The following is a 245-nucleotide window of genomic DNA, read 5'->3' as shown; positions in this document are numbered from 1 at the left end:
CCGTCATAAGAAGCCATAGAAAGGAGCCAGCCGTGCCGCAAGACCACACAGCACAAGTTACTGCCACAGAAGCGCTCGAATCCGAGGAACTCGTGCCACCCGCAGAGCCACACGCGGCCCACGAGACCAAGGATGTGGAAACACAGGCGGATCTCAGTGCAGAGATCAAGGCCATCGGAGCCCGCTACGCCGAGGCGATTAAGAATGGTAAAGCACCGGAGACCATGCCGCGGCTGGACTACGCG

General features: G+C 60.0%; 1 protein-coding gene. It reads left to right on the top strand.

Going from position 1 to position 245, the window contains the following annotated elements; genetic code table 11:
* Positions 1-32: 32 nt before the first annotated feature.
* Positions 33-245: hypothetical protein (locus SB724_RS21450; RefSeq protein WP_410573055.1), on the top strand; the 213-nt coding region annotated here is incomplete at its 3' end.

Source organism: Bacillus sp. SIMBA_031 (assembly GCF_046535225.1).
Classification (GTDB): domain Bacteria; phylum Bacillota; class Bacilli; order Bacillales; family Bacillaceae; genus Bacillus; species Bacillus velezensis.
This window is presented reverse-complemented; position numbering and strand designations above follow the sequence as displayed.